Consider the following 26090-nt stretch of genomic DNA (forward strand, 5'->3'; position numbering starts at 1 on the left):
ACAAAAAAACCTCGCAGATGCGAGGTTTTGGAATAAGTGGCGCGTCCTGGAGGATTCGAACCTCCGACCGCCTGGTTCGTAGCCAGGTACTCTATCCAGCTGAGCTAAGGACGCGCAGTTTTCGATATCAACTTGTCATCAATATCAGGGCTATACCCTGCTTCTATGCCTTTAGAGCCGTTTTACTTTCATACAACGAATCTGTTTGCATAGAAATAAAGAGTGGCGCGTCCTGGAGGATTCGAACCTCCGACCGCCTGGTTCGTAGCCAGGTACTCTATCCAGCTGAGCTAAGGACGCGCAATTTTCGATATCAACTTGTCGTCAATATCAGGGCAATGCCCTGCTTCTATACCTTTAGAGCCGTTCTACTTTCATACAACGAATCTGTTTGCATAGAAATAAAGAGTGGCGCGTCCTGGAGGATTCGAACCTCCGACCGCCTGGTTCGTAGCCAGGTACTCTATCCAGCTGAGCTAAGGACGCGCAATTTTCGATATCAACTCGTCGTCAATATCAGGGCAATGCCCTGCTTCTATGCCTTTAGAACCGCTCTACTTTCATACAACGAATCTATTTACATAGAAATAAAGAGTGGCGCGTCCTGGAGGATTCGAACCTCCGACCGCCTGGTTCGTAGCCAGGTACTCTATCCAGCTGAGCTAAGGACGCGCAATTTTCGATATCAACTTGTCGTCAATATCAGGGCAATGCCCTGCTTCTATGCCTTTAGAGCCGTTCTACTTTCATACAACGAATCTATTTACATAGAAATAAAGAGTGGCGCGTCCTGGAGGATTCGAACCTCCGACCGCCTGGTTCGTAGCCAGGTACTCTATCCAGCTGAGCTAAGGACGCGCAGTTTTCGATATCAACTTGTCATCAATATCAGGGCTATGCCCTGCTTCTATGCCTTTAGAACCGTTCTACTTTCATACAACGAATCTATTTGCATAGAAATAAAGAGTGGCGCGTCCTGGAGGATTCGAACCTCCGACCGCCTGGTTCGTAGCCAGGTACTCTATCCAGCTGAGCTAAGGACGCACTGTTTTGTGAACTCTATCACACTAAATTTCTTTACGAACAAAAAAATTTGACCGCTACGTCAATAAATGGCGGTGAGGGAGGGATTCGAACCCTCGATACGGCTACAAACCGTATACTCCCTTAGCAGGGGAGCGCCTTCAGCCTCTCGGCCACCTCACCGTTTTTGTTCTAAAGATGGCGCGTCCTGGAGGATTCGAACCTCCGACCGCCTGGTTCGTAGCCAGGTACTCTATCCAGCTGAGCTAAGGACGCGCAATACACTTTAGTTAGTGTCACAAGACATGGCGGTGAGGGAGGGATTCGAACCCTCGATACGGCTACAAACCGTATACTCCCTTAGCAGGGGAGCGCCTTCAGCCTCTCGGCCACCTCACCGTCTTGCGGAGGCACATATTACGTTTTACCAAAAATATGTCAAACACTTTCTTTGAAAAAAAACACGAAAACGGCTTAACCGTTGTTGATTTAATCAAAGTGATGATTAAACGAACTTTATCATCCTATTATGATGAAAAAAAGAGAGTCTTCTCTTAAAAAATGACATTTGTCAGGAACTAAAAAGGCCAACTTTTACGCTAGCCTTTTCATCCAAATCAAGTCCCGTATTAAGAGGACCTTAGTAGTTACCTGAAGCTACATTGCCGTTGCCTTTTTCAGCTTGAATACGCATGTAGATTTCTTCACGGTGAACAGATACTTCTTTCGGAGCGTTAACGCCGATGCGCACTTGGTTACCTTTAACACCCAGTACCGTTACAGTGACTTCATCACCAATCATAAGTGTTTCGCCTACGCGACGAGTCAAAATTAGCATTCTTTGCTCCTTGAATAATCTCTAAATTTCTTGCAGTAAAGCTATTATCCAACAAAAGTTATATTTTCGTAAACAACCTTGTTGATTAAAATCAGCCTAATACGGCATGTTTTTGTTGGCAGTCACCTGCTCCACCATGAGCAAAGCAAGCGTCATGAATAATGTTTGCCGCTAAATCCACACATTCAGGTGTTAAGACTAACATTGTAGACAATGTATTTGTTGTGCAGTGATGGATATAAATGTCGCTCTGTGACAATAAATCGCATGCATGACTGACCAACGTATTGGCTTTGAGTCCTACTACGGTTAACTGGCTTACCAGTTCACTATTACGGATTTTATCGCCAAACACCAGAGCGAACTTGGCGTATGCATCCTGTTTTATCAGGATACCTGCTCGTTCTGTATCCTCGATCACATTCCAAACTTCAATGCCTAACAACTGACACTGTTGGGTTGCGCTGGATAATTCCGTTTTTTCGACTTCGATGATGAGCAGATCACGCTGAATCGCGATCCCAGAAATGGCTTGATTCCCTGATTCACCTTTTACTAAGGTGCCATCATTTACATCAAATGTAGAAAGTACGCGTAATGGCACTTTATGTTGCCATGCATATTGCACAGAAGGTAAGTGCAGTACCTTTGCCCCTCGACTGGCCATTGCTTCCATCGAAGGGAAATCAATCACTGCCATTTTTTGCGCTGATTTCACGACCCTTGGATCACACGTATAAATACCATCAACGTCGGTAAAAATCTGGCATTCGTCAGCATACAATGCCCCTGCAAGCGTCACGGCACTCGTATCAGAGCCACCTCGGCCTAATGTGGTGATATCCCCATTTACATTCACACCTTGAAAGCCTGCAACAATGACAATTTGCTCTTGTTCAAGCAGAGTCATTATTTTCGAGCAATCAATATGTGTAATCGTTGCGTCATTGTGTTGGTTATCCGTCACAATGTTCGCTTGTGCTCCGGTAAGTGAACGTGCGCAATGCCCCATTGTATTTAGAGTCATCGCCAACAGTGCCATTGACACTTGTTCACCAGCAGAGAGCAAAACATCAAGTTCTCGAGCTGTAGGGACACTATCAATCTGCTTTGCTAGATCCATCAACCTGTTTGTTTCGCCTGACATAGCAGATACTACGACAACAACTTGATTACCATCATTTTTCGCCTTTATGATGTGTTCAGCGACCTGTTGAATTCTTTCAATTGAACCCATTGAAGTTCCGCCAAACTTTTGCACGATAAGGGGCTTTTTCACCAGTCTTCACCTTCCCAAGAACAAAGTCTCATTAGGACCACATACCTGCTATTGAGGTAACGTATATGGTCGCCACAATAAAAAACCAAGCAGCCAAGTGACCATTTTTCTGGCCACTTGGACTACTTGGTTATATTAATATTACGCCTAATCAGAGTTGGTCAGTTAGACGTAAGTGATTATTCAATACGGATTACAAGCGCTCTTCTAACCATGGCTGAACGGTCTTGATAGCTTCTGGCAATGCGGAGACATCGGTACCACCCGCTTGAGCCATATCAGGTCGACCACCGCCTTTACCACCAACTTGCTCTGCAACCATCTTAACGAGGTCACCAGCTTTCACTTTGCCAACCAAGTCTTTGGTTACACCCGCAATCAGGCCGACTTTATCGCCCGTGACGTTTGCTAGTAGCACAACGCCAGAACCCATTTGGTTTTTGATATCATCAACCATAGTACGTAGGTTCTTGCTGTCAGCCCCTTCAAGAGCGGCTACCAAGACTTTTGTCCCGTTCACTTCAACCGATTTACCCATGATGTTGGCGCTTTCTGCCGCAGCCATCTTGTCTTTCAGCTTCTGGATTTCTTTTTCAAGCGCTTTCGATTTCTGTGCAGACTCTGCCAGCTTCTCTTCGTATTTCGCCGTTTGAGTTTCGATGACATCAAGAGCAGCTTCACCCGTTACCGCTTCTATACGGCGAACGCCTGCTGCGATACCACTCTCTGACGTGATCTTGAACAGGCCAATATCGCCGGTGCTTGAAGCATGAATACCACCACATAGCTCTGTAGAGAAGTCTCCCATAGATAGGACACGAACTTCATCATCGTACTTCTCACCAAACAGTGCCATCGCACCTTTCTTCTTGGCTGATTCAATATCCATGATATTAGTTTCAATCTGATGATTACGACGAATATGCGCATTGACAAGACGCTCGACTTCTTTTAACTCCGCTGGCGTGACCGCTTCTAGGTGTGAGAAGTCAAAACGAAGGCCTTCTGGTCGCACTAACGAACCTTTCTGCAAAACGTGGTCGCCTAGCACTCGACGCAACGCTTCATGTAGCAAGTGGGTCGCAGAGTGGTTCAACGATGTTGATAAACGACGTTCAGCGTCGACAATCGCAGTGACGTCATCGCCTTTCGCGAGTACGCCTTCTGCCATCACACCATGATGGACAATGGCACTGCCTAGCTTCTGCGTATCTTCTACTTTGAAGACACCCGACTCAGTGCGGATTTCACCCGCATCGCCACATTGACCACCAGATTCTGCGTAGAATGGCGTTTCGCCCAACACGATGATCGCTTTATCACCCGCAGAAAGCGAATCTACTTCTTTGCCTTCAACAAACAAAGACACAATTGAACTAGAGCCTTCTGTGCCTGTGTATCCACAGAACTCAGTTTCAGCATCAACTTTAATCGTAGCGTTGTAGTCAGTACCAAATTGGCCGGCTTCGCGAGCACGTTGTCTCTGCTCTTCCATTGCTTTTTCAAAACCCGCTTCGTCGATAGTAAACTCACGTTCACGAGCGACATCGTTAGTTAAGTCAGCAGGGAAGCCGTAAGTATCGTAAAGCTTAAATACCGTTTCACCGTCGAGCTCTTTACCGTCTAAGTTGTCTAGAGCTTCGTTAAGAATCGTCATACCACGCTCAAGTGTGCGGCCAAAGTTCTCTTCTTCGATACGCAGTACTTTCTCAACTAGTGGTTGCTGGCGCTTCAACTCGTCACCTGCAGAGCCCATCACATCAGCCAGTACACCTACCAGCTTGTAGAAGAACGCACCTTGAGCACCAAGCTTGTTACCATGACGAACCGCACGACGAATAATCCGGCGAAGAACGTACCCACGCCCTTCGTTTGAAGGCATAACACCATCAACGATTAAGAATGAACAAGAACGGATGTGGTCAGCAATCACACGTAAAGACTGATTCGAAAGGTCTTCGTAACCTATCACTTCAGCAGAGGCTTTGATCAATGACTGAAATACGTCAATCTCGTAGTTAGAGTGAACGCCCTGCATGATGGCAGAGATACGCTCAATACCCATCCCTGTATCCACAGACGGTTTTGGTAGTGGCTCCATGGTACCGTCGGCATGACGGTTGAACTGCATAAATACGTTGTTCCAGATTTCGATGAAACGGTCACCGTCTTCTTCAGGCGTGCCAGGTCGACCACCCCAAATGTGTTCACCATGATCGTAGAAAATTTCTGTACATGGGCCACAAGGACCTGTGTCACCCATCTGCCAGAAGTTATCGGATTCGTATGGCTTACCACCTTTCTTATCGCCAATGCGAACAATACGATCAGCAGGAATACCAACTTTTTTGTTCCAGATCTCGAACGCTTCATCATCAGTTTCGTAGATGGTAACCAATAGACGTTCAGCAGGGAGCTTAAGAACTTCCGTTAAGAATTCCCAAGCGAAGGCAATGGCATCTTCTTTGAAGTAATCACCAAAGCTGAAGTTACCCAGCATTTCAAAAAAGGTGTGGTGACGAGCAGTAAAACCTACGTTTTCTAGGTCATTATGTTTACCACCAGCACGTACACAACGTTGAGCCGTAGTCGCTCGCGTATAGGCTCGTTTTTCCGAACCTAAGAAGCAATCTTTAAATTGGTTCATACCTGCATTAGTAAACAGCAGGGTTGGGTCGTTATGTGGTACCAACGATGAACTTTCTACGATTTGGTGTCCTTTGCTCTCAAAGAACTTGAGGAACGAGTTACGAACCTCGTCAGTGCTCATGTACATGCAGCTCTTCCTGAAAATAGTCGAGTTAGAATTTTGCCGTATTGTAGATCATGCAGTCTGCGGAGACTAGTTTTCTTGCGGAAAAGAGGGAGGATATAAAAAATTTAAACCAAATCTGAAATCAAAAATGGAGAACGTTCAGGATTCATGCTCATCAACGTTAAGGGCATAGTTGATTTGGTCAAAGCTGTAACCACGGTATTGTAGAAAGCGCACTTGTTTGGCGTACTCTTTCTGATCTTTGGCTTTTATGCCTTTGAATTTTTTTTCCGCAGCCAACCTGGCCAATTCAAACCAGTCTTGTGGCTCTTCCGCCATCGCCTCTTCGATTACTGACTCGGCGACCCGCTTTTGATTAAGCTCCTGACGAATTCTCCGCTCACCGTGCCCTTTATAAACGTGCTGACGAATTTGACTTTTAGCATATCGCAAATCGTCCAAATAATTGTGCTCCAAACAGAAACTTATCGCTGTTTCAATGTCGGATTCCTCGTACCCTTTCAAGGCCAGTTTCTGATACAACTCATACTGACCGTGGTCACGGCGACTCAATAACTGGATGGCAGCTTCTTTACTGGATAAGGTCGGTGTTTGGCGCTTTTGATACATGATGATCCTAAACCTATTTTTACTGCGCAATAACTGACCCATTTATTTGTCCAGATAGGTATGGTTTGCGCTTTTCTATTGGTTCAACGTTAACGAATACAACAAAGCCCCGCATTGCAGGGCTTTGATAATGATTCTAAACAGAAGAAATATTAAAATTCTTCTTCTTTTTGCTGAGGAACCTCACCAGCTTCTGGCGCTTCAGCCACAGCTGGGGCTAGTAGCATTTCACGAAGCTTAGTATCGATAGTCTTTGCAACTTCTGTATGTTCACGTAGGTAGTTACACGCATTAGCTTTGCCTTGACCAATCTTGTCGCCGTTGTAGCTGTACCAAGCCCCTGCCTTTTCAACCAATTTATGCTTGACGCCTAGATCAACAAGTTCACCTTCGCGATTAAAGCCACGACCGTACATGATCTGTGTATTCGCTTCTTTAAATGGTGCCGCGATCTTATTCTTCACAACTTTGATGCGAGTTTCATTACCTACAACCTCGTCACCTTCTTTGATAGCGCCAGTACGACGAATATCAAGACGGACAGATGCGTAGAACTTAAGTGCATTACCACCGGTCGTTGTTTCTGGGTTTCCGAACATCACGCCGATCTTCATACGGATTTGGTTAATGAAGATACACATACAGTTAGATTGTTTGAGGTTACCAGTAAGCTTACGCATCGCTTGAGACAGCATGCGCGCCTGCAGACCCATGTGACTATCGCCCATTTCACCTTCGATTTCGGCTTTTGGCGTCAGTGCTGCGACCGAGTCAACAACCATTACGTCAATCGCACCAGAGCGTGCTAACGCATCACAAATTTCTAGCGCTTGCTCACCAGTGTCAGGCTGAGAAACTAATAGTGCATCGATATCAACGCCAAGCTTCTTTGCGTAAACAGGGTCCAGAGCGTGCTCTGCATCAATAAAAGCACACGTTTTACCTTCGCGCTGCGCTGCAGCAATAAGCTCAAGCGTTAACGTAGTTTTACCTGAAGATTCTGGACCGTAGACTTCGACGATACGACCCATTGGTAAACCACCCGCACCCAATGCAATATCAAGAGAAAGAGAACCTGTTGAAATGGTTTCTACATCCATTGCGCGGTTGTCACCAAGGCGCATGATTGAGCCTTTACCGAATTGTTTTTCAATTTGACCTAGCGCAGCGGCGAGCGCCTTCTGTTTGTTCTCGTCCATTACTTTCTCCGATTTATTCATCTTTTGGGCGACGAATAGTCATTAAACTTTTTTCAATAGCAGGTAGTCTTCAATATTTAACCTGCTCAGCAATGCAACTCATTATACTGTTGATTCATACAGTGTCCACACCTGTATAAAAAAAATTTGGCCTGCTTCGTATCCGTTTTTGCTTTAAGCCTTGTTACATCAGGGCTAACGTGTATTTTAAATTTTTCTAAACTAAATGTTGCTGGATTCGAGTGAGTGCATGAAATACCGCTTGCTCTCTCACCTTAGCGCGATCACCAGTAAAATGCATAGTTTCAACCAAAAGCCAATCTTGCTTATCTGCAAATGCAAAGCACACGGTTCCAACAGGCTTTTCTTCACTGCCACCACCTGGACCGGCAATGCCACTCACAGAAACGCCAATCGTTGCGTTCGAATGCTTAAGCGCACCCTGAACCATTTCTATCACCACGGGCTCGCTGACGGCTCCGTGTGTTTCCAACGTTTGAGCTTGAACACCAAGCATTTCCATTTTCGCTTCGTTACTGTAAGTAACAAACGCCCTATCTAGCCAAGCTGAACTGCCCGATATATCGGTAATGGCAGAGGCAATTCCCCCTCCAGTACACGACTCCGCCGTTGTCATTACATGCTGATGTTGAGCGAGTAATTCACCGACATCAGCGCTGAGTTTGGTTGTTCTTTTCATAGCCAAAATGCCCTTTGTCTCTTTTTAGTTGATAGGGATTCACGTATCCTAATCCGCTACGAAAATAAACAAAAGAACTTACCTGTGAAAGCTGAACAAAAACACACTCCGATGATGCAGCAATACCTCAAGCTAAAAGCTGAGAATCCGGATATTTTGCTGTTTTACCGTATGGGCGACTTCTATGAGTTATTCTATGACGATGCCAAGCGTGCTTCTCAACTGCTTGATATCTCATTAACGAAACGGGGCGCGTCGGCAGGTGAGCCAATTCCAATGGCCGGTGTCCCTTTTCATGCCGTAGAAGGTTATTTGGCAAAGCTTGTTCAGCTTGGTGAGTCAGTCGCAATCTGTGAGCAGATCGGTGATCCAGCCACCAGCAAAGGTCCTGTAGAACGCAAAGTGGTGCGTATCGTCACTCCGGGCACGGTAACCGATGAAGCGTTGCTGTCTGAACGTGTCGATAACTTAATTGCCGCAATTTACCACCATAATGGTCAGTTCGGTTACGCAACATTAGACATTACGTCAGGCCGCTTTCAATTAACCGAGCCAGAAACCGAAGAAGCAATGGTCGCGGAACTGCAACGTACTGCACCGCGAGAATTGCTTTTCCCAGAAGACTTTGAACCCGTACACCTGATGTCGAGCCGTAACGGTAATCGCCGCCGCCCAGTATGGGAGTTTGAACTAGACACAGCGAAACAACAATTAAACCAACAGTTTGGCACTAAAGACCTCATTGGTTTTGGGGTAGAACACGCCAAACTTGGTTTGTGTGCAGCAGGTTGTTTGATCCAATACGTGAAAGATACCCAGCGTACAGCACTGCCTCACATTCGTTCGTTAACGTTTGATCGTCAGGATCACTCCGTCATTTTAGATGCGGCGACACGCCGTAATTTGGAGATAACGCAAAATCTCGCCGGTGGAACTGAGAACACGCTAGCAGAAGTACTGGATCACTGTGCAACGCCAATGGGTAGTCGTATGCTTAAACGTTGGTTACATCAGCCAATGCGCAGTATCGAAACGCTCAACCATCGTCTTGATGCGATTGGTGAAATCAAAGAGCAGACCCTATTTGTCGATCTTCAACCAACACTCAAGCAAATTGGTGACATTGAGCGAATTTTAGCCCGCCTTGCTCTGCGCTCTGCTCGCCCTCGCGATATGGCCAGGCTTCGTAATGCCATGCAACAACTGCCAGAGCTTGAGTCTGTCACCAGCGCTTTGACGCACCCATACCTTGTAAAACTGGCGCAATACGCTGCTCCAATTGATGAGGTGTGTGATCTGTTAGAGCGCGCGATTAAAGAAAACCCACCTGTCGTGATCCGTGATGGCGGCGTGATTGCCGAAGGTTACAACGAAGAACTCGATGAGTGGCGTAAACTCGCAGATGGCGCGACAGAGTACCTAGAGAAACTGGAATCGGATGAGCGTGATCGCCACGGCATTGACAGCCTAAAAGTAGGTTACAACAATGTGCATGGTTTTTACATTCAAGTAAGCCGAGGTCAAAGTCATTTAGTACCGCCACATTATGTACGTCGTCAAACACTCAAAAATGCAGAGCGCTATATCATTCCCGAGCTGAAAGAACACGAAGACAAAGTACTCAACTCAAAATCAAAAGCGCTCGCATTAGAAAAGCAGCTGTGGGAAGCGCTGTTTGATCAGTTAATGCCAAACCTTGAAAAACTGCAGAACTTAGCATCTGCGCTGTCTCAATTAGATGTTCTCCAAAACCTGGCTGAACGCGCGGATTCATTGGATTATTGCCGCCCGCTCTTAGTAAAGGATGCGGGCATTCATATTCAAGCGGGCCGTCACCCGGTAGTGGAGCAAGTTACTACAGAACCTTTTATCGCCAACCCTATCGAGTTGAACCCAACCCGTAAAATGTTGATCATTACCGGGCCAAACATGGGAGGTAAGTCGACTTACATGCGCCAGACCGCTTTGATTGCATTGATGGCACACATTGGCTCTTATGTTCCTGCTGAATCGGCACAAATCGGTTCGCTAGATCGCATCTTTACTCGTATCGGGGCGTCCGATGACTTAGCATCTGGACGTTCGACCTTCATGGTCGAAATGACCGAAACTGCCAATATTCTGCACAATGCGACCAAGAACAGTTTAGTGCTCATGGATGAAATTGGCCGTGGTACCAGTACTTATGACGGTCTGTCTCTCGCGTGGGCAAGTGCGGAGTGGTTAGCAACACAAATTGGTGCGATGACGTTGTTTGCGACCCACTACTTTGAGCTAACGGAGTTGCCCGGTCAGTTACCAAACCTGGCGAATGTTCACTTAGATGCGGTTGAGCACGGAGACAGCATTGCCTTTATGCATGCCGTGCAAGAAGGTGCGGCGAGTAAATCGTACGGACTGGCGGTTGCGGGCCTTGCGGGTGTCCCAAAAACCGTGATCAAAAATGCACGCAATAAATTGTCTCAGTTAGAACAATTGAGCCATGGTGACAATGCGCCTCGACCAAATGCTGTTGATATTGCTAATCAATTGAGTTTGATCCCCGAGCCAAGTGACATTGAGCAAGCCCTGTCCAATATTGATCCAGATGATCTGACTCCTCGCCAAGCTCTGGAAGAGTTGTATCGTTTAAAGAAAATGCTGTAATACTTATACCAATCGTCGTCAAAAGAAAAAGGCTATGGTGAACACCATAGCCTTCTCGTTCCATACTGATTTGATTATTGCTCAAAGTGTCGTGATAAAAAGATCTTAATCATCTTCCACGTTAAACAAGTTTTCCATGTTCAGACCTTGCTTAACCAGAACTTCACGTAAACGACGTAGCCCTTCTACTTGGATCTGACGTACACGTTCGCGAGTTAATCCAATTTCACGTCCTACCTCTTCCAGAGTTGATGGCTCATAACCTAGGAGTCCGAAACGACGTGCAAGCACTTCTTTTTGCTTAGGGTTGAGCTCTTCAAGCCAATGAATCAGCGAAGACTTAATATCATCATCCTGAGTAGACACTTCAGGATCGGAGTTATTTCCATCTGGAATAATATCAAGCAACGCTTTCTCGCCATCACCACCAATCGGTGTATCAACTGAGCTAATCCGCTCGTTAAGTCGAAGCATCTTGCTGACATCTTCGACTGGAATTTCCAATTGAGCGGCAATCTCTTCGGCAGTTGGTTCGTGATCGAGCTTTTGTGATAGTTCACGCGCGGTGCGCAGATAGATATTTAACTCTTTGACGACATGAATAGGTAAACGAATGGTACGGGTTTGATTCATCAACGCACGCTCTATGGTTTGACGAATCCACCAAGTAGCGTAGGTTGAGAAACGAAATCCTCGTTCTGGATCGAATTTTTCTACCGCACGAATAAGACCTAAGTTCCCTTCTTCAATCAGATCTAGTAGTGCTAAACCACGATTGCTATAACGACGAGAGATCTTTACAACCAAGCGTAGATTACTTTCTATCATTCGCTTGCGAGCAGCCTCATCACCACGCAGCGCGCGGCGAGCATACAATACTTCTTCTTCTGCGGTAAGTAATGGTGAGAAGCCAATTTCGCCTAAATACAACTGAGTTGCGTCTAAGCTCTTACTGCTTGCATCAAATTCTTCACGAGCAGTGCTTTTTGCTTCGGTGGATGGTGATTTTCGGAGTTTACTGGCAACGGTCTTCACTGACTCGTCGTCAAATTCAAACTCTTCAACTTTGGTTACTGTGTTGCTGATACTCATAACGCCTCCCCCTGGCGAGATAGCAAGACATGACAACTCAATATGTCGCTAAATAGTTTCGCAAGTTGTTTTCAAAGTTTTAAGGTAAATAGCGCTTTGGATTGACGGATTTACCTTGGTAGCGAATTTCAAAGTGCAGCTTGACTGATTTTGCGCCAGAACTACCCATAGTCGCAATTTTCTGTCCACTTTTCACACTCTGTCCTTCTGACACCAGCAGTTTGTCGTTATGTGCATATGCGCTCAAGTAATGATCATTGTGCTTCAATATGATGAGGTTACCATAACCTCTTAACGCATTGCCCGAGTAAACTACGGTGCCTGCAGCAGTTGAAACGACAGGCTGACCACGCTGTCCTGCGATGTCTATGCCTTTATTTCCTTGTTCTCCTGCTGAAAAGTTCTTGATTACTCTCCCTTTTGTTGGCCACAACCACTTAGATACCTGCTCATTATTTGCTTTTGATACTGGTGGCTTTTTGGCAGTAACCGGCGCCGTAGCCTTCACCGTTACTGGTGGTTTTTTCTGCACATTTTGGCTACCTTTTGAACCAACATACTCCTTTGTTTTCGATTGTTCAACCTTCTTGGCTGCCTGTTTTTGTTCTACTTTAGGCTTAGTTGATACCGATTTATTGGTAGAGTTTTTACTTGATACCGTCGATATTGGAGGAGTAACAACCGACGGTTTTACTACAGAAGTTTGTGCCACAACCGGAGCTATAACGGGTGCGGCTTTTTGCCCATATTTTGGTGCTATATATTTCGGAGCCCAAAGTTTTAACTTTTGACCAGGATAGATGGTATAAGGTTTAGTGAGATCATTGTAACGTACAAGATCGTTTACATCCTTATCTGTGAGATAGGATATAAAATAAAGGGTATCGCCTTTCTGGACTTCATAAAAACTTCCTCGATAGCTTCCTCTCTCAAGGCTTGAGTAATCTTTATTTAAGCTGGAAACGGGTGCAGGAGAGTGAGCTGCACAACCTATCAGTCCTGCAGCGAAAACCAAGCTAATACTAATACGCTTTAGTAACGTAATACTCGGTAACAACGTAATACTCGGTAATAACTTACTCACCAATTCCTTACCCTTAAGCCAAATCACCTGCCACTAGTGGAACAAACCGAACCATTTCCACCACGGTAGAAAGGAACTCGTCACCTTGACGTTCAATTTTTAATAGTTGTTGCTCAGCATTCCCTACGGGAATCACCATTTTGCCCCCCTCTTTTAGCTGCGCTAACAGTGCTTGGGGAACCACTTCAGCCGCAGCGGTGACAATAATGGCATCAAATGGACCTTTCGCTTCCCACCCTTGCCAACCGTCTCCGTGTTTGGTTGAGACATTATATATATCAAGCTGTTTTAAACGACGTTTCGCCTCCCATTGCAACGACTTAATCCGTTCAACAGAATAGACGTGCTCAACGATTTGCGCCAAAACGGCCGTCTGATAACCCGATCCCGTTCCTATTTCTAATACACGGCTGTCGCGTTTCAACTCTAACAGCTCTGTCATACGCGCTACGATGTAAGGTTGAGAAATCGTTTGTCCCTGACCAATCGGTAACGCATTGTTATCGTAGGCTTGGTGCATCATCGCTTGAGAAACAAAGCTCTCTCTTGGCAATCGGTGAATCGCATCCAAAACACATTGATCGTTAATGCCACTGGCGATAAGAAAGGTTATCAACCTGTTAGCATGTGGGTTACTCATTACTTCTCTTCCTTTAACCATCCATCCATAGCTCGTAGTGACTCATGAGCAGTGAGATCGACCTGCAGCGGTGTTATTGATACACGACCGTGTTCAATCGCATAAAAATCGGTGCCTTCCCCCGCATCTTGTTCTTTGCCTGGGGGCCCCAACCAATAAATATCATGACCTCGCGGATCTTTCTGCTTAATCATATTCTCAGCGTGGTGACGCGCACCTAAGCGAGTAACCTCGATCTCTCCAAGTTTTTCTATTGGTAAGTCAGGTACGTTCACATTTAATAAGCGATTGGTGGGTATCGGTCGTGTTAAATGTTGTTCCACCAGCTGACGAGCAATTTTTGCCGCAGACTCAAAATGACGCTTGCCAACTAATGAAAAAGCCACCGACTGCACACCAAGAAAGTGCCCTTCCATGGCCGCTGCGACAGTGCCAGAATACAACACGTCATCACCCAAATTTGCGCCATGATTGATGCCTGTTAATACTAAATCGGGTAGGTCCTCTTTCATGAGTTCATTCAGGGCAAAATGCACGCAGTCTGTTGGCGTGCCTTGTACCGAGTATATGTTTGGCGCTATCTCTGATATACGCAGCGGCTGCTCTAACGTCAACGAATTGGAAGCGCCAGAGCGATTTCTATCCGGGGCAACAATGATTACTTCAGCAATATTTCTGAGCTCATCAGCAAGTACATGTATGCCTTGCGCATGAACACCGTCGTCGTTGCTAATAAGGACTTTTATCGGTTTAGAAGGTTGTGAATCCAGTTCCATTAGTATTCTCTTTCTACTTGTACCTCATTGACCAACTCACGAACAATCGATGTAGCGAAAGAACCCGCATCTAATGAGAAAGTCAGCGTAATATTGTCACCTTCAATGCACCAAGCAAGATCTTGCGGCTTCAAAGCGATATTGCGACGATCATGACGCATACGATTACCGCGGATCAACGCCATTAAATCAGGCTCTTCATCGAGGAACGGTTGCTCTAATGCTAAAGCGTCCGCCTGAGTCGGTAAGGCATTATCTCCCGCTAATGCAGCCGTAATTGCTGCTGTTCCGTCAGAACATTGCTGCTGCAGAGCGGCAATGTTTTCTCCGTCAACCACCACGTTACCTTTAGGTGTTTGGGCTACATCCCCAAGGATAAACGTGCCAAATCGGTCCTGATCTAAACGCTCAGATACGATACGATTAAAGATCCATGAACGAGCTGCAGACAAATACAAACTGCGCTTATTTTGGTTACGAGTTCTTACATTGTCACGCCCCCAACGACGGGCTTCTTCCAAGTTATTACCGTCATTGCCGAAACGCTGAGCGCCAAAGTAGTTAGGCACGCCAACTTGTTTCACCTTTTCAAGACGTTGGATTACATTTTCCACGTCTGTCACTTCAGACAAGGTTACAACAAACTCGTTCCCCACTAAGTCACCAGGACGTAATTTTTTATTATGGCGATCCGTAGCGATAATTTCTATGCTGGGATATTGAGCTAAAAACGCGCTGAAGTCGGGCGTTTCACCTTTCGGTAAATGAACACTTAACCATTGCTCTGTGACGGCATGACGGTCTTTGAGTCCAGCCCAGCTGACATCTTTCGATTTAACGCCACATGCTTTTGCAAGCTCGTTGGCAACAAAACTGGTATTTTCACCGACTTTACGAATACGCACCATGAGATGCTCGCCTTGCCCAGTGAACGTAAAACCAAGGTCTTCACGCACCTGAAAATGCTCTGGTTGCGCTTTAATTTTTGCTGATGCGACAGGTTTACCCGTTAGGTAAGCCAATGAAGATAAAATGTCTGACATGATGTATTTCCGCTGCTTCACAGCATAGATGAGCAAATTGCTTATTGATTGATGAACCGATTTTTTGAATACATTATTGCTTAAAAAGCAGCACTACTGCTTCCGTCGCTATGCCTTCTTTGCGTCCAGTAAAACCAAGGCGTTCCGTCGTCGTGGCTTTGACATTGATATTGCTGACATCGGTTTCAAGATCTTGTGCGATGGTTGCACACATCGCATCAATATGCGGCGCCATTTTAGGAGCCTGAGCCATGATAGTAATGTCAGCGTTGCCTAAGCGATACCCTTGCTCTTTGACTCGACGATAGACATCTTTCAACAGTTCACGACTATCCGCCCCTTTCCATTTATCGTCGGTATCGGGGAAGTGGCGTCCAATATCACCAGCGGCGATCGCACCAAGTAAAGCATCCGTCAATGCATGTAAAACCACGTCACCATCAGAGTGAGCAACAAGTCCTTGTTCATAAGGAATTGCCACACCACCGATAATAACCGGTCCTTCACCACCAAACTTGTGCACATCAAAACCGTGACCAATTCGAATCATTTTATACCCTTTATTGTTTAACCGCGTTCACGATTTAGATAAAACTCTGCCAACGCAAGATCTTCTGGCTGAGTAATTTTTATATTGTTCGCTTGGCCATGGACCAGAGCAGGCGCTTCGCCAAACCATTCCAACGCAGACGCTTCGTCTGTGATGGCAATACCTTGTTGCAATGCATCAGCCAATACACGCGTTAGCTGCTCTGTTCTGAACATTTGTGGCGTCAGCGCATGCCACAATGCTTCTCTTTCTACCGTGTAATCAATGCCTTGTGTAGAATTGGCTCGTTTCATGGTATCTCTGACTGGTGCAGCCAAAATGCCACCAATGGGGTGAGTACTGCAAACTTCAATCAACCGATCAATATCGGAAATCGATACACAAGGTCTTGCTGCATCATGAACCAATACCCATTCACTCAAACGTTGTGTACTGACGTAACGCAGACCGGAGAGCACAGAGTCGGCTCTTTCACTTCCACCATCAACACGAATCACATCAGGGTGGTTTGCAATTGCCAGCTCCGGATAATAGGGGTCACCTTCGGTAATCGCGACCACTACTTTTGAGATATTCGGATGAGATAGCAGTTTTTCTACGGTATGTTCCAGCACCGCTTTACCTGCGACTAATAAGTATTGCTTCGGGCGGTCTGCCTTCATTCGGCTACCAACACCAGCAGCAGGCACGATAGCAACATGAGATGGGATGACGTCTGACATATTACTCATCTTCTTCACCGATGATGCGATAGAACGTCTCACCTTCTCTTACCAAACCAAGTTCATGACGCGCTCTTTCTTCAATTGCATCAATACCTTGCTTAAGATCATCAATTTCAGCGAACATTTCGTTATTGCGCGCTTGTAGCTTGCTGTTCACTTGCTGTTGAACTTCAATTTCATCTTTTACAGTGTAGTAATCAGACACGCCGTTTTTACCAAACCATAGCGTGTACTGAAGTAAGCCAAACAGTAACGTGAGGACTAAAACAAAGATTCGCATATCGCTGCTAATATTCTGTGCCGGAAGGAGTTAAATAGGGAGACATATATAGCATAAATGCGAGTTTGCCTCTAGGGGAGAAAGGGAGACTCACAGACTCCTCACAGGAAAATCGAAAGAAAGAGACATACACCGTATCTAGAATATCCAAAACAAAATCGCCGAAGCGAGGGTTTTAAAGTTTACAGAACCAATATTAATTCATGAAGAATTAAGCTTGGCCTTTCACTTCTTTAAGACCGCTTTCTTGTAAAAATGGGGGAGATCGCTCACCTAGCGCTTCCTCGATACGGATTAGTTGGTTGCTTTCTTTTAAGTGTGGCAGCAACACGGTCAGAGCGGCTCAACGCTCTTAAATTTCAGTATCTAATACCTGCCTATAAACAAAAACCCCCGCCGAAGCGAGGGTTTTAAAGTTTACAGAACCAATATTAATTCATGAAGAATTAAGCTTGGCCTTTCACTTCTTTAAGACCGCTTTCTTGTAAAAATGGGGGAGCGCGCTCACCTAGCGCTTCCTCGATACGGATTAGTTGGTTGCTTTCTTTTAAGTGTGGCAGCAACACAGTCAGAGCGGCTCAACGCTCTTAAATTTCAGTATCTAATACCTGCTTATAAACAAAAACCCCCGCCGAAGCGAGGGTTTTAAAGTTTACAGAACCAATATTAATTCATGAAGAATTAAGCTTGGCCTTTCACTTCTTTAAGACCGTTGAAAGGAGCGCGCTCACCTAGAGCTTCCTCGATACGGATTAGTTGGTTGTACTTAGCAACACGGTCAGAACGGCTCATAGAACCAGTTTTGATTTGACCTGCAGCAGTACCTACCGCTAGGTCAGCGATAGTTGCATCTTCAGTTTCGCCAGAACGGTGAGAGATTACTGCTGTGTAACCTGCATCTTTAGCCATCTTGATTGCAGCTAGAGTCTCAGTTAGAGAACCGATTTGGTTGAATTTGATAAGGATAGAGTTAGCAACGCCTTTCTCGATACCTTCAGCAAGAATCTTAGTGTTAGTAACGAACAGGTCGTCACCTACTAGTTGAAGCTTGTCACCTAGTAGTTCAGTTTGGTGCTTGAAGCCATCCCAGTCAGACTCGTCTAGACCGTCTTCGATAGAAACGATTGGGAATTGGTTAGCTAGCTCAGCTAGGTAGTGGTTAAACTCTTCAGAAGTGAAAGTTTTACCTTCGCCTTTCATGTTGTAGATGCCAGCTTCTTTGTCGAAGAACTCAGATGCTGCACAGTCCATAGCAAGAGTCACGTCTTTACCTAGTTCGTAACCAGCAGCTGCAACAGCTTCTGCGATAACTTCTAGAGCTTCAGCGTTAGACTTAAGGTTAGGAGCGAAACCACCTTCGTCACCAACTGCAGTGCTGTAACCTTTAGACTTAAGAACTTTAGCTAGGTTGTGGAATACTTCAGCGCCAATACGTAGACCTTCTTTAAGAGTCTTAGCACCAACTGGTTGGATCATGAACTCTTGGATGTCAACGTTGTTGTCTGCGTGCTCACCACCGTTGATGATGTTCATCATTGGTAGAGGCATAGAGAATTGACCAGCTGTGCCGTTTAGCTCAGCAATGTGCTCGTATAGAGGCATGCCTTTCGCTGCTGCTGCAGCTTTTGCGTTTGCTAGAGAAACCGCTAGGATTGCGTTAGCACCAAATTTAGATTTGTTTTCAGTGCCGTCTAGTTCGATCATTACTGCGTCGATTGCAGCTTGGTCTTTAGCGTCTTTGCCAACTAGAGCTTCAGCGATTGGGCCGTTTACAGCTTCAACAGCTTTAAGAACACCTTTACCTAGGAAACGTGCTTTGTCACCGTCACGTAGCTCAAGAGCTTCGCGAGAACCAGTAGAAGCACCAGATGGAGCTGCTGCCATACCTACGAAACCGCCTTCTAGGTGTACTTCAGCTTCTACAGTTGGGTTACCACGTGAGTCGATGATTTCACGACCTAGAACTTTAACGATCTTAGACATTAATGTTTCCTCTCGTTTCAAATATAAATGTCAATTTTAAAGGGTAGCAGAACAACCTTCTCCGCCACCCGTATCCTTTTGCTTACTTCTCGAATTCACCGCGTGAGAATTGACCCGCAGCTTTAACGAAGCCTGCAAACAATGGGTGACCATCGCGAGGCGTCGATGTGAATTCAGGGTGGAATTGCGCCGCTACAAACCATGGGTGTGCAGGGTTTTCGATCATTTCCACCAGTTTTTTGTCCGCAGACAAACCAGAGACTTTTAGCCCTGCTTTCTCAATTTTAGGACGAAGAACATTGTTCACTTCATAACGATGACGGTGACGCTCATGAATCGTCGCACTGCCGTATAATTCGTACGCTTTTGTTCCTTTGGTTAGGTGACAAAGCTGTGAACCAAGACGCATAGTACCACCAAGGTCAGATTTTTCGGTACGCTCTTCTACGTTACCTTCTTCATCGACCCACTCTGTGATCAAACCTACCACAGGATACTTGGTCTCTTTGTTAAATTCTGTTGAATGTGCTCCTTCCATACCCGCAACGTTACGTGCGTATTCGATAAGGGCAACTTGCATACCTAGACAAATGCCAAGGTATGGTACTTTGTTTTCGCGAGCATATTGAGCCGCAAGGATTTTACCTTCTACACCGCGATCACCGAAACCACCAGGAACAAGAATCGCATCTAAACCTTCTAGCAGTTCGACACCACGGGTTTCAATATCTTGTGAGTCAACGTACTTAATAGTGACATTCAAACGGTTTTTCAAACCTGCATGCTTAAGCGCTTCGTTAACCGACTTGTACGCATCTGGCAGTTCAATGTACTTACCGACCATGCCGATGGTCACTTCACCCGTTGGGTTGGCTTCTTCATAGATAACCTGTTCCCATTCTGACAGGTCAGCTTCTGGCGCATTAATACCAAAACGAGTGCAGACTAAATCATCAAGACCTTGAGACTTAATCAATTGCGGGATCTTGTAGATCGAATCTACATCCTTCATTGAAATCACGGCTTTTTCTGACACGTTACAGAATAGCGCAATCTTCTTACGTTCATTGGCTGGAATCGCACGGTCTGAACGACACACCAAGATGTCAGGCTGAATACCAATAGAAAGCAGCTCTTTAACTGAGTGTTGAGTCGGCTTAGTTTTTACTTCACCAGCAGCCGCTAGGTAAGGTACTAGCGTTAAGTGCATGAACATTGCGCGCTCACGGCCTAGCTCAACAGCCAATTGACGGATCGCTTCCATAAATGGGAGTGATTCGATATCACCGACAGTACCGCCTACTTCAACGATAGCCACATCGTGACCTTCGGAGCCAGCGATAACACGGTCTTTGATAGCATTAGTGATATGAGGGATAACCTGAATGGTTGCGCCTAGGTAATCACCACGACGTTCTTTACGAAGTACGTCGGCATAAACACGACCAGCAGTGAAGTTGTTACGCTTAGTCATTTTGGTGCGGATGAAACGCTCGTAGTGACCAAGGTCAAGGTCAGTCTCTGCGCCATCTTCCGTGACGAACACTTCACCGTGTTGAGTTGGGCTCATTGTGCCCGGATCAACGTTGATGTAAGGGTCAAGCTTCATCATAGTCACTTTAAGACCACGAGCTTCTAGAATAGCCGCAAGAGATGCTGCTGCAATACCTTTACCTAGAGAGGATACAACCCCGCCAGTAACAAAAATGTAATTTGTCGTCATGTTTAACCTGAAATTGGTTGAATGAGGGAAATGGAGTGCTTCTGGACGGGAGATAAATATACCAGAAGCTCCTTACCGCCACAACGTGAAATCTATCACAGTGCAATTTTTTATTTTTTGCTTCAAATCAAAGTGAGCAGAGAGAAAGTAACCCCCTAAGATGGGTGACGAGTCAAACCGGTCTCAAAACCAATAACTTTTCTCATAAAAAACATTCATAAACAACCGCTTGTCTCATAAATAATAATGCAATTTAATTTTGTCTCGATTCTTCAGCTTTGACTTCATTCCAAAACGCATCAAGCTCAGACAAACTACAATCGTTCAATTCTTTACCAGAACAGGCTACTTTCAACTCCACTTGCTTAAAGCGCTTAGCAAACTTTAGATTGGCCTTGCCCAACGCCACTTCAGGGTTTTGACCTAAATGACGAGCCAAATTAACTGTGGCAAATAATAAATCCCCCAGCTCTAATGCGACTTTTTCCTCATCGACTTCGACTTGTAAAGCCTCTTCCATCACCTCATCAATCTCTTCGTGCACCTTAGCCACTACTGGGCCGAGAGAGTCCCAATCAAACCCGACTCTCGCACATTTTTTTTGGATTTTTGTAGCACGTAAAAGTGCCGGTAACGCATTTGGTATTGAGTCTAGGATACTTTCTTCTTGTTTGCCTACTTGAACTTTTTCTTTTGCTTTTTCCGCTTCCCAATTGGCGTTAATTTCATCGTCAGAGTCGAAAGTAACGTCGGAAAAAACGTGCGGATGGCGTCGAGTCAGTTTTTCATTAACCGTTTCCACTACATCTGAAAAATCAAACAGTTCCTGTTCTTTCGCCAACTGGCTATAAAAAATCACCTGAAACAGCAAATCACCCAGTTCTTCTTTGAGGTTGGGCCAATCGCGATTCTGAATTGCATCGACAACTTCATACGTTTCTTCTAGCGTATGCGGCACAATGGTGTCAAAAGTCTGCTTCAGATCCCACGGACAACCACTCTCTGGATCACGCAACTGCGCCATAATCGCTTCAAGCTGTTCAATTGGATGGTTCATATACTTTCCCTTAAAACAAAATGTTCCTTTAAATCAGGATTCCTAAAAACAAAAAGGCGAGCAGCATCACCACTCACCTTATAATTTTTCATATCTCTATTTTTGCTAAGTAGTGGGTTCTTCTAACAAGGCGGTAATCTTGTAAGACTCCTGAGCATAGCTTGCCTATGTGATGAGCCTGGGCCGGCATTCCGGAAAAAGTGAAACCAACGCAGTTAGAAAGCCAAATGAGACATATGCGCAACTCTCTAAATAGTTGAAGTTGTAGCTAGGCGACAAACAAACGAGACTCCTGAGCATGGTTCACCATGTGATGGAGCGAGTGCGTGCAGTCAACAACGCTACAACAATAACTATGAAGAGAGTTTTAGCCGAGACGTTTCACCGTCATCACATCTTTTATTTGCTCAACCCGTTTCGACACGCGAGAAAGAACCTCGATATTGGTCACTTCGAGATCAAAGTCCATGATGGCTAACTGACGACGATAATCGACACGGCTCTTCATGCTGGTTACTTTGATTTTTTCGTTGGCAAACAAGGTGGTGATGTCTTTGAGCAAACCGCCTCGCTCCATCGCTTCTACACGAACGGTAAGAATATAAGAACCAACAAAACCACTTCCCCAGACGGTATCTATGATCCGCTCTGGCGCGTGATGACGAAGTTCCTCTAACTGCTCGCAGTCACTGCGGTGAACGGATATACCTCGTCCTTGAGTGATGTAACCACAAATTTCATCACCAGGTATGGGTTGACAACAACGAGCGAGGTGCGTCATTAAGTTATCAACACCTTCTACGACTACCGCATCTTTCTTAGGGCGGCTGTGCGCTGGCGTTTTCTGTCCGGCTTCTTTAAGTTTTTCGAGCGCTTGTTGATCTTCTTCTTCCGCGGTTGGTTTGTTGACCAGTGCGTTGATGTGATTGATGATCTGGTTAATACGTAGATCACCACTGCCCACACCGACAAACAGCTCATCGGCCGATTTGACGTTGAAGCGCTGCAGCGCATACCGCTCGGCATCTTTCATTGTCGCGCCAATTTTAACCAGTTCGTGCTCGAGAATTTCTCTGCCCGCTTCTAGGTTTTTCTCACGGCTTTGTTTACGGAACCAGGCGTTGATCTTGGCACGTGCACGACCGGAATGGACAAAGCCCAGTGAAGGGTTTAACCAATCACGCGACGGATTTGGCTCTTTTGAAGTGATGATTTCAACTTGGTCTCCCATGTGAAGCTTATGGGTAAAGGGAACAATTCGTCCGCCCACTTTGGCACCAATACAACGGTGGCCCACTTCTGAGTGGATATGGTAGGCAAAGTCTAATGGCGTTGCTCCCATCGGTAAGTCGACCACATCTCCACGCGGGGTAAACGCGTAAACACGATCATCAAATACTTGACTGCGAAGCTCATCCAGCATTTCACCGGAATCAGACATCTCTTCTTGCCAATCAAGCAATTTGCGTAACCAAGTAATTTTCTCATCGTAGCCGCTACGGACTGTTGCCCCTTCTTTGTATTTCCAGTGAGCAGCAACACCGAGTTCCGATTCCTCATGCATTTGCTTGGTACGAATCTGAATTTCGATGGTTTTCCCTTCAGGGCCGAGAATCACGGTATGAATCGACTGGTAACCATTGGGTTTCGGGTTTGCGACGTAATCATCAAACTCGCTTGGCAAATGCTTGTATTTGGTGTGGACAACGCCTAATGCTGCATAGCAATCTTGCAGTTTGTCGGCAATGATACGTACCGCTCGAACGTCAAACAATTCATCAAATGCCAAGCTCTTCTTCTGCATTTTACGCCAGATACTGTAGATATGCTTCGGACGCCCACTCACTTCGGCATTAATGCCTGAAACTTGCATTTCCTGAGTAAGATCATCAACGAAATCTTTGATGTATTGCTCACGGACAATACGTCGCTCGGCTAACTGCTTCGCAATTTGCTTGTACGTATCGGGTTGCTGATAACGGAAGGCGTAATCTTCGATTTCCCATTTGAGCTGACCGATACCAAGACGGTTAGCCAACGGCGCATAAATATTGGCACACTCTTTCGCCGCAGCGCGTCGAACTTCATCAGGCGCCTTTTTCACTTCGATCAGGTTGCAAATTCGTTCTGCTAGCTTGATAACCACGCAACGAAAGTCATCAACCATGGCAAGCAACATACGACGCACATTGTCGACCTGAGACGATGCAGCACTGCCTTCCATATTGACGTTCAGCTGGCCAATGGCCGCCATTTCCTCAACACCATCAATCAGCTTGATGATTTCTTTGCTGTATTTTTCTTCTAGCAGCTCTCTGTCAAAAGCACCACTTGAAACTAAAGGGAACAGTTGTGCAGCGACGAGCGTCGCTTTGTCCATCGATAACGTGATCAAGATTTCGATCATTTCTCGACCGCGCCAAAGCAGCAGTTCGGCTTGTTCGTGATCGATCAAGATGGTTTGACAATCCCGATACACCTCGATTAAGCGCTTTGCTATGCTTTTCTCTTGCCCTAGGCTAGCCACCCATTGCTCAAGTTCAAACTGTTCATTTTGGTTTAAATGTGCGCTTCTTACCGCAACCATTTCATCGTCCTAATTATTATATTCGTGTGGTTTGACTATTACCGTCCAAATTCGTTCTTTCATCAGTGCTGAACGCTGTTTTTTGACCCACCACAAGTAAAGGCCTAAATATTCGTTCGTCTCTCACTAAGCATCAATTTTCTCAAACAAGGCCATTGATTCTAAATGACTGGTATGAGGGAACATGTCTAACATACCTAATCGGGTTAATTTGTAGCCTTGCTCTAGTAAGCTCTGACTGTCCCTTGCAAGGGTAGCAGGATTACAAGAAACATAAACTACACGCTGTGCCCCGAACTGTGAAACTTGATCGACGATCCCACTCGCCCCAGCTCGGGCTGGATCGAGGAGTATTTTGTCGAAATGCGCGTTGGCCCAATCTTGCCCTTCAAAATCCTGTTCAAGGTTAGCGTGATAAAACTGCGCGTTATTGATTTGGTTCAATAATGCGTTATTTGCTGCTTTGTCGACCATGTCCGCCACGCCTTCGACGCCGACCACCTGTTGAACCAGCTTTGCTATCGGTAAGCTGAAGTTACCGAGGCCACAGAACAAGTCCAGCACTCGATCGCTTGATTGTGTATCTAACCATAAGATGGCTTGCTCGACCATTTGACGGTTTATCGCTTGGTTAACCTGAATAAAGTTGTTAGGCGTAAATGGCACTTTGACCCCGGCCTCTTGATAGAAAGGGGGCTGCCCTTCAATTAGATCAAGTTGATCGGCCTTTGGCATCAGATACAGTGATGCCTGGTGACGTTTCGCAAGCTCACGTAATGCGTTCACTTCAAGCTCAGTCAGCTTACTCATGTGACGTAAAGTAATACAAGGACCATTGTCACCCAAAACGAGCTCAACATGTCCTAACTGTTCAGGTTTTTTAAATGTTTTCAAAATAGCGTATATTTCAGGCAGTAACGTATTTAAAGCCGGGGCTAATACGGCACAGTCTGTCACCTGAGTGATATGTTTGCTCTGCTTTTTACGAAAGCCAAATTGCAACTGGCGTGTTTTCTTATCGACAAACAAGCTAACTCGAGCTCGGCGACGGTAACCTAAGCCCTCGCCCAACACAGGTGCATCAAGCTCAATATCACTGCCTGCGAATTTTCGCATTAACTGACGCAGCGTCTGCTGTTTGTACGTCAATTGTTGGTCATAATCCAAATGTTGCAGGTCACATCCGCCACATTCATCATAGTAAGGGCAGAAAGGCGTAACTCGCGCCTCACTCGGTTTGAGTATTTTGATCAGCTTACCACGAGCAAACTTACTTTTTTCTTCCACCAATTGAGTCACGACTTCCTCGTTAGGTAGTGCTCCATCGATAAATAGTGGCTTTTTCTTGAGGTATGCAATACCAGCACCCTGATGATCCAAACGCTCCACCAGCACCGATTGATGGCGAGTGTTAAGTTGAGTTTTCTTTTTGGGTTGAAAAATACGTGCCATGCTCTGTGCCTGATTTGTGTCTAATTGC

General features: G+C 45.6%; 20 protein-coding genes and 9 tRNA genes. 1 reads left to right on the plus strand and 28 read right to left on the minus strand.

Annotation, left to right across the window (positions count from 1 at the left end; genetic code table 11):
* Positions 1-37 precede the first annotated feature (37 nt).
* The 15 genes from ONE56_RS10795 to pncC all read right to left on the minus strand — a co-directional run bounded on the left by ONE56_RS10795 (position 38) and on the right by pncC (position 8424).
* Positions 38-114, minus strand: a tRNA-Arg gene (locus tag ONE56_RS10795).
* A gap of 109 nt (positions 115-223) precedes the next feature.
* Positions 224-300: transfer RNA gene (locus ONE56_RS10800), tRNA-Arg, on the minus strand.
* A gap of 109 nt (positions 301-409) precedes the next feature.
* Positions 410-486 (minus strand) — tRNA-Arg (locus ONE56_RS10805).
* A 109-nt stretch (positions 487-595) separates the two neighbouring features.
* Positions 596-672 (minus strand) — tRNA-Arg (locus tag ONE56_RS10810).
* A 109-nt stretch (positions 673-781) separates the two neighbouring features.
* Positions 782-858 (minus strand) — tRNA-Arg (locus tag ONE56_RS10815).
* Positions 859-967: 109 nt separating this feature from the next.
* A tRNA-Arg gene (locus ONE56_RS10820) sits at positions 968-1044 on the minus strand.
* A gap of 69 nt (positions 1045-1113) precedes the next feature.
* Positions 1114-1206 (minus strand) — tRNA-Ser (locus tag ONE56_RS10825).
* Between the two features lie 16 nt (positions 1207-1222).
* A tRNA-Arg gene (locus ONE56_RS10830) sits at positions 1223-1299 on the minus strand.
* A 30-nt stretch (positions 1300-1329) separates the two neighbouring features.
* Positions 1330-1422: transfer RNA gene (locus tag ONE56_RS10835), tRNA-Ser, on the minus strand.
* A gap of 241 nt (positions 1423-1663) precedes the next feature.
* Complete coding sequence (gene csrA, locus ONE56_RS10840) at positions 1664-1861, minus strand: carbon storage regulator CsrA (protein WP_004415691.1); 198 nt, start codon at positions 1859-1861, stop codon at positions 1664-1666.
* Positions 1862-1952: 91 nt separating this feature from the next.
* Entirely contained in the window at positions 1953-3140 is a 1188-nt protein-coding gene (locus ONE56_RS10845; RefSeq protein ID WP_041156874.1) for an aspartate kinase, read from the minus strand.
* A gap of 193 nt (positions 3141-3333) precedes the next feature.
* Entirely contained in the window at positions 3334-5916 is a 2583-nt protein-coding gene (gene alaS / locus ONE56_RS10850; protein WP_331439317.1) for an alanine--tRNA ligase, read from the minus strand.
* Between the two features lie 138 nt (positions 5917-6054).
* Entirely contained in the window at positions 6055-6525 is a 471-nt protein-coding gene (gene recX / locus ONE56_RS10855; protein ID WP_041156875.1) for a recombination regulator RecX, read from the minus strand.
* A 152-nt stretch (positions 6526-6677) separates the two neighbouring features.
* Positions 6678-7724, minus strand: coding sequence for a recombinase RecA (gene recA / locus ONE56_RS10860; protein ID WP_041156876.1), 1047 nt, complete (start codon positions 7722-7724; stop codon positions 6678-6680).
* Between the two features lie 217 nt (positions 7725-7941).
* A complete protein-coding gene (gene pncC, locus ONE56_RS10865) occupies positions 7942-8424 on the minus strand; it encodes a nicotinamide-nucleotide amidase (RefSeq protein WP_041156877.1) in 483 nt (160 codons plus the stop codon).
* 84 nt (positions 8425-8508) lie between these two features.
* Between pncC and mutS the strand changes: the two genes are divergently transcribed.
* Positions 8509-11070: a DNA mismatch repair protein MutS gene (mutS, locus tag ONE56_RS10870; protein WP_041156878.1), complete on the plus strand. Its 2562-nt coding sequence runs from the start codon at positions 8509-8511 to the stop codon at positions 11068-11070.
* A 105-nt stretch (positions 11071-11175) separates the two neighbouring features.
* Here mutS and rpoS read toward each other — a convergent pair whose 3' ends face one another.
* The 13 genes from rpoS to rlmD form a co-directional block, all read right to left on the minus strand.
* Entirely contained in the window at positions 11176-12162 is a 987-nt protein-coding gene (gene rpoS / locus ONE56_RS10875; protein WP_423839859.1) for an RNA polymerase sigma factor RpoS, read from the minus strand.
* A 79-nt stretch (positions 12163-12241) separates the two neighbouring features.
* Positions 12242-13207 (minus strand): peptidoglycan DD-metalloendopeptidase family protein, encoded by a 966-nt coding sequence (locus ONE56_RS10880; RefSeq protein ID WP_052481566.1) that lies wholly within the window; start codon positions 13205-13207, stop codon positions 12242-12244.
* 52 nt (positions 13208-13259) lie between these two features.
* Positions 13260-13886, minus strand: a complete 627-nt coding sequence (locus ONE56_RS10885) for a protein-L-isoaspartate(D-aspartate) O-methyltransferase (protein ID WP_041156879.1) — start codon at positions 13884-13886, stop codon at positions 13260-13262.
* Positions 13886-14662, minus strand: a complete 777-nt coding sequence (surE, locus tag ONE56_RS10890) for a 5'/3'-nucleotidase SurE (RefSeq protein ID WP_423839860.1) — start codon at positions 14660-14662, stop codon at positions 13886-13888. Before surE ends, ONE56_RS10885 begins: the two co-directional genes overlap by 1 nt.
* On the minus strand, positions 14662-15705 hold the full coding sequence (gene truD / locus ONE56_RS10895) for a tRNA pseudouridine(13) synthase TruD (RefSeq protein WP_423839861.1): 1044 nt from the start codon (positions 15703-15705) through the stop codon (positions 14662-14664). Before truD ends, surE begins: the two co-directional genes overlap by 1 nt.
* 73 nt (positions 15706-15778) lie before the next feature.
* Complete coding sequence (gene ispF / locus ONE56_RS10900; RefSeq protein WP_423839862.1) at positions 15779-16255, minus strand: 2-C-methyl-D-erythritol 2,4-cyclodiphosphate synthase; 477 nt, start codon at positions 16253-16255, stop codon at positions 15779-15781.
* A gap of 17 nt (positions 16256-16272) precedes the next feature.
* Complete coding sequence (gene ispD, locus ONE56_RS10905; protein WP_423840509.1) at positions 16273-16977, minus strand: 2-C-methyl-D-erythritol 4-phosphate cytidylyltransferase; 705 nt, start codon at positions 16975-16977, stop codon at positions 16273-16275.
* A gap of 1 nt (position 16978) precedes the next feature.
* Positions 16979-17260, minus strand: a complete 282-nt coding sequence (gene ftsB / locus ONE56_RS10910; RefSeq protein ID WP_041156882.1) for a cell division protein FtsB — start codon at positions 17258-17260, stop codon at positions 16979-16981.
* 681 nt (positions 17261-17941) lie between these two features.
* A complete protein-coding gene (gene eno / locus ONE56_RS10915; protein ID WP_005383785.1) occupies positions 17942-19243 on the minus strand; it encodes a phosphopyruvate hydratase in 1302 nt (433 codons plus the stop codon).
* An 82-nt stretch (positions 19244-19325) separates the two neighbouring features.
* A complete protein-coding gene (locus tag ONE56_RS10920) occupies positions 19326-20966 on the minus strand; it encodes a CTP synthase (RefSeq protein ID WP_041153850.1) in 1641 nt (546 codons plus the stop codon).
* A gap of 253 nt (positions 20967-21219) precedes the next feature.
* Entirely contained in the window at positions 21220-22023 is an 804-nt protein-coding gene (gene mazG / locus ONE56_RS10925) for a nucleoside triphosphate pyrophosphohydrolase (RefSeq protein WP_331439108.1), read from the minus strand.
* Between the two features lie 367 nt (positions 22024-22390).
* Positions 22391-24610, minus strand: a complete 2220-nt coding sequence (gene relA, locus ONE56_RS10930; RefSeq protein ID WP_423839863.1) for a GTP diphosphokinase — start codon at positions 24608-24610, stop codon at positions 22391-22393.
* Between the two features lie 126 nt (positions 24611-24736).
* On the minus strand, positions 24737-26062 hold the full coding sequence (gene rlmD / locus ONE56_RS10935; protein ID WP_423839864.1) for a 23S rRNA (uracil(1939)-C(5))-methyltransferase RlmD: 1326 nt from the start codon (positions 26060-26062) through the stop codon (positions 24737-24739).
* Positions 26063-26090 lie beyond the last annotated feature (28 nt).

Origin of the sequence: Vibrio mytili, assembly GCF_049563345.1 — a bacterium.
Classification (GTDB): domain Bacteria; phylum Pseudomonadota; class Gammaproteobacteria; order Enterobacterales; family Vibrionaceae; genus Vibrio; species Vibrio mytili.